Origin of the sequence: Streptomyces anatolicus, from assembly GCF_019400875.1 — a bacterium.
Lineage (GTDB): Bacteria > Actinomycetota > Actinomycetes > Streptomycetales > Streptomycetaceae > Streptomyces > Streptomyces anatolicus.
Map to the genome: position 1 here is coordinate 1 of NZ_WMBF01000540.1, position 3,992 is coordinate 3,992.

Genomic DNA, 3,992 nt, shown 5'->3' on the forward strand with positions numbered 1-3,992 from the left:
GGAGGGGGCCGTCGCAGGGGTCCGCGAGGGCTGCCGTCCCTCCGACGCCCTCGCCAGCGCCTCACGCACCGCCTCCTCGTCCAGCGGACGGCTGTGCGCCGCGTCGCCCCCGGCGCCGTCCGAACCGGCCAACTGCCAGGCGCCCAGCGCCCCCGCCGCCGTGCCGACGGCCACCCATGCCGCCGTGACGACCGCGCTCCGCCACTTCCTCATCCCGCCACTGTGCCGCATCGTTTCCTAACACCCGGTTAAGACCGTGCTTGCGTTCGAGCCCCCGCCCCTCACTACGGTGGTTGTATGGCGCACCTTCTCGTCGTCGAGGACGACCCCCAGCTCCGCGGCGCGCTGGTGCGTGCCCTGCGCGACAAGGGGCACGCGGTGGCGACCGCGCCCAGCGGCATGGCGGGGCTCGACGCCGCCGTCACCAGCCCCCCTGACCTGGTCGTCCTCGACCTGGGGCTGCCCGACGTCGACGGGGCGCAGGTGCTGCGGATGCTGCGCGCGGTCAGCGACGTCCCCGTCATCGTGGCCACGGCCCGCGACGACGAGCCGGAGATGGTCACGGTCCTCGAAGCCGGGGCGGACGACTACATAGTGAAGCCGTTCGGGGCCGCCCAGTTGGACGCCCGCGTCAAGGCCGTCCTGCGGCGCCTCGGCGTGACGGAGACCGAGGAGCCGCTGCGCGTCGGCGGGCTCCGCGTCGACCCGGCCTCCCGCGAGGTCACCCTGGACGGCACGCCCATCGACCTGACGCCCCGCGAGTTCGACCTCCTCGCCCACCTCGCCCGCCGCCCCGGACAGGTCGTGTCCCGCCGCGAACTCCTCGCCGAGGTCTGGCAGCAGCCGCTGGGCGGCGCCGACAAGACGGTGGACGTCCACCTCTCCTGGCTGCGCCGCAAACTCGGCGAGACCGCCCAGCGCCCCCGCTACCTCCACACGGTCCGCACGGTGGGCGTCAAACTGACCGCCCCCGAGGACACCGACTGATGCGCCGCAGCCTCCTCCTTCTGACCGCGGCCACCACCGCCCTCGTCCTCACCGCGCTCCTCGTCCCCCTCACCCTCCTCACCCGCTCCCACGCCGCCGACCGCGCCACGGCCGAGGCCACCGCGCGCGCCCAGTGGGTCGCCCACGCCCTTGGCCCCGCCCTGGCCACCGCCGACGAGCGCGAGACCGCCGAGCAGACGGTGGAGAGCGTCAACGGCAAGGATCTGCCCGCCACTTCGCTCATCCTCGCTGACGACACCGTCATCGGCCCGCGCGTGCGCCACCGGGGCGCGCACCAGGAGTCCGACCCGGTCCGCCTCGCCCGCACCGGCCGCGCCTTCACCTACGAACCCGAGTCCGGAGGCCGCCTGGTCCTCGTCCCCGTGCAGGGCGCGAAGAACGGCACTGCGGTCGTTCAAGTGACGCTCAGTGAGCGGCAGTTGTACGCCGGTACGCTCGCCTCCTGGCTCGTCCTCGCGGGCATCGGGGTGGGCCTCGTACTCCTCGGGCTCCTCCTGGCCGACCGTTTGGGCGCGCGGCTCGTCGGAGCGACCCGCCGTCTCGCCCGCACTGCGGACCGGCTGGCCGCCGGAGATCTGACGGCCCGCGCCACCCCGGAAGGACCGCCGGAACTACGGCTCGTCGCCCGTGAGTTGAATCGCCTCGCCGCCCGTATCGACACCCTGCTCGCCGCCGAGCGCGAGAACGCCGCCGACCTGGCTCACCGGCTGCGCACCCCGGTGGCCGCGCTGCGCCTGGACGCCGAGACCCTGCGCAACCCGGAAGAGGCGCACCGCATCGCCGCCGACGTCCTCGCCCTGGAGCACAGCGTCGACGACGTGATCCGCAAGGCGCGGCGCCCCCTGCGCGAGGCGCCGCGCGCCGATCTGGCGGCGGTGGCGCGCGAACGGACGGCGTTCTGGGCGCCGTTGGCGGAGGACCAGAACCGCGCGACCGGCACCACGACGCCCGCCCACGCGGTCCCGGTGCCGGTCCCCGCCGACGAACTGGGCGCCGCCCTGGACGCCTTGATCGGCAACGTCCTCGACCACACGCCCCACGGCACGCCCTTCACCGTCACGGTCCGCCGCACCGCCGCCGGCGAGGCGGAGCTGACCGTCGCCGACGAGGGGCCGGGCTTCCCCGGCCCGGCCTCCCCCGCCCGGGGCACCAGCGGCGCGGGCTCCACGGGCCTCGGCCTGGACATCGCCCGCCGCACGGCTCAGGAAGCGGACGGCCGCTTCGAGGCGGCGAGCACGGCCGACGGCGCCCGGGTCACGCTGACGTTCCCTCCCGCGCCGGAGACGGGGACGCCGCCTGGGAAAACGCAGTCCGGGGAAACGCAGTCCGCACCGCCCGCGCCCACCGGTTGATCCCCAGCTCGGGCCGGACCGCCGCGTACCCCCCGCAGTACTTGGTGAACTCCGCGGCCCGCACCCCGAACCGGTGCAGCACCCGGTCGGCCTCGGTCAGCTGCCCCTTGGTCTTCGTCTCGACGAGGACGAGCCCGCTGTCGGCGGCCGCCGTCCGGCCCGTCGCGGTGTCCCGCACGACCAGCCCCGCATCACACGTGACGCGCTGCCCGTCCGCCACGAAGGTCGCCCGCTGGTAGTCGGTCACGAGCGAGGCGGTGAGCCCCCGAGGCGCCTCGATGCCGTACGACCCGCGCAGCACCCCGGTGAGGAAGTCCTGCCGCGCCCCGTCCAGGGCGTGGTCGCCGCCTTCGAGGCGCTGCCGGTGCTTTATCGTCTCGCCCCGCCCGCTCTTCAGCTTGACCTCGAACTGCCGCTCGCCGCTGTCCTGGTACACCCGCTCGCGTATGCGGTAGCGCAGCCGCCGGCCCTGCCGGTGGTCGTGGAAGGTCTCCAGGTCAGGGGTGTCGTAGTACGTCGAGTGGTACCGGAACCAGCGCTTCCCGCCGATGCTGAGCGCCCGGAAGGGGCCATGGGCCCTGCGGGGGTCGGTCAGCAGCGCCGCGAGATCCTCGAAGATCTCCACGGGTACGAGGTAACTGTTGTCGAAGCGGGCGAGCAGCTCCGCCCGGGCGTTCACCTCGTCCAGCGCGATGGGGTGCGCGGCGAGCGCGGCGCGGCCGATGGCGCGTACGGCGGGGTTCACACGGTCTCCTTCGGGTGGCTGGGGGCGATCGTGCGGGACCGGGTCGTGCGTCGTCGTATCGTCAACTCCCCACGCCGTGACGAAGGTTCCGGCTGGCGGAAGCGGACTTCCAGGACCATGAGGTCGCGTACGTAATCCACCTCCTGGACGGTCCACCCCAGCGGCTCCCCCAGGCGCCGCGCCAGCTCGGCCCGGAGCGCGTCCTCCTCGCGGTACACGGCGTCGAGCGTGACGACCGCGCGCCGGTCGCGTGCGAAGAGCCGCGGGTGGTCGGCGCCGTACATCACCACGAGCAGTACGCCGGAGAGCAGCGCCGCCACCGGCAGGCTGAGCGCGGGAAGACCGCAGAGCAGGCCGAGCACGAGGGTGATGAAGTAGTACGCGACCTCCTGGTGCTGGAGCGCGTCGGAGCGCAGCCGCACGATCGAGAGCACCCCGAAGAGCCCGAACCCGAGCGCGAGCCCGCCGTCGCCGCCGACGGTCCCGAGCCCGGCGACCACGGCGAACAGCGCGACGTTCAGGGCGAGGTAGGCGGGGACCAGCTCACGCCTGTGGTGCCGGGGATAGAAGACGCCGAAGGTCAAGAGCGCGACGGCGGCCAGGTCGAGGCCCAGGTGGGCGCAGAGGGTCAGTGTGCTGTCCATGGCCGGGACGGTAGGGAGGGGCGGGTTAAGGGCGCCTCTGCCGGGCGTTAAGGCGCGCGCGGACGGCTGGCGGGGCAGGCATGGCGATGGCCCCGCCGGGGCGGGGCCATCGCCAGGGGACAGCTTGTTCGTACGGCTGGACCTACTGGCCGGTTACGGGGGCCGGGGCTTTGGCGGGCAGGTTGGCCAGGGGCGTGTTGGCGAGGGTCGTGTTGGCGAGGCCGTTGGGGGGCGTGGTTACGG

Annotated in this window: 4 protein-coding genes and 1 pseudogene; 2 read left to right on the forward strand and 3 right to left on the reverse strand. The window is 74.0% G+C overall.

All coding sequences use genetic code 11. The features are described 5' to 3' along the window. Positions 1-213: pseudogene (locus GKQ77_RS29135) on the reverse strand (hypothetical protein); the annotation flags it as partial. Positions 214-297: 84 nt separating this feature from the next. Between GKQ77_RS29135 and GKQ77_RS29140 the strand changes: the two are divergent. Together GKQ77_RS29140 and GKQ77_RS34020 are read left to right on the forward strand one after the other, a co-directional pair. After that, positions 298-987 (forward strand): response regulator transcription factor, encoded by a 690-nt coding sequence (locus GKQ77_RS29140; protein ID WP_219692065.1) that lies wholly within the window; start codon positions 298-300, stop codon positions 985-987. Then, a complete protein-coding gene (locus GKQ77_RS34020) occupies positions 987-2,360 on the forward strand; it encodes a sensor histidine kinase (RefSeq protein WP_219692067.1) in 1,374 nt (457 codons plus the stop codon). The genes GKQ77_RS29140 and GKQ77_RS34020 overlap by 1 nt, the downstream gene beginning before the upstream one ends. Here GKQ77_RS34020 and GKQ77_RS29150 read toward each other — a convergent pair. Further along, complete coding sequence (locus GKQ77_RS29150; protein ID WP_219692069.1) at positions 2,263-3,105, reverse strand: VTC domain-containing protein; 843 nt, start codon at positions 3,103-3,105, stop codon at positions 2,263-2,265. The two genes, GKQ77_RS34020 and GKQ77_RS29150, sit on opposite strands and share 98 nt — an antisense overlap. Continuing rightward, positions 3,102-3,749 (reverse strand): DUF4956 domain-containing protein, encoded by a 648-nt coding sequence (locus GKQ77_RS29155; protein ID WP_219692070.1) that lies wholly within the window; start codon positions 3,747-3,749, stop codon positions 3,102-3,104. The genes GKQ77_RS29150 and GKQ77_RS29155 overlap by 4 nt, the downstream gene beginning before the upstream one ends. Positions 3,750-3,992 lie beyond the last annotated feature (243 nt).

What these genes read in the sequence shown, in the direction of transcription:
- GKQ77_RS29155 (WP_219692070.1), bottom strand. Translation starts at nt 3,749, where the DNA reads ATGGACAGCACACTGACCCTCTGCGCCCACCTGGGCCTCGACCTGGCC.
- GKQ77_RS29140 (WP_219692065.1), top strand. Translation starts at nt 298, where the DNA reads ATGGCGCACCTTCTCGTCGTCGAGGACGACCCCCAGCTCCGCGGCGCG.
- GKQ77_RS34020 (WP_219692067.1), top strand. Translation starts at nt 987, where the DNA reads ATGCGCCGCAGCCTCCTCCTTCTGACCGCGGCCACCACCGCCCTCGTC.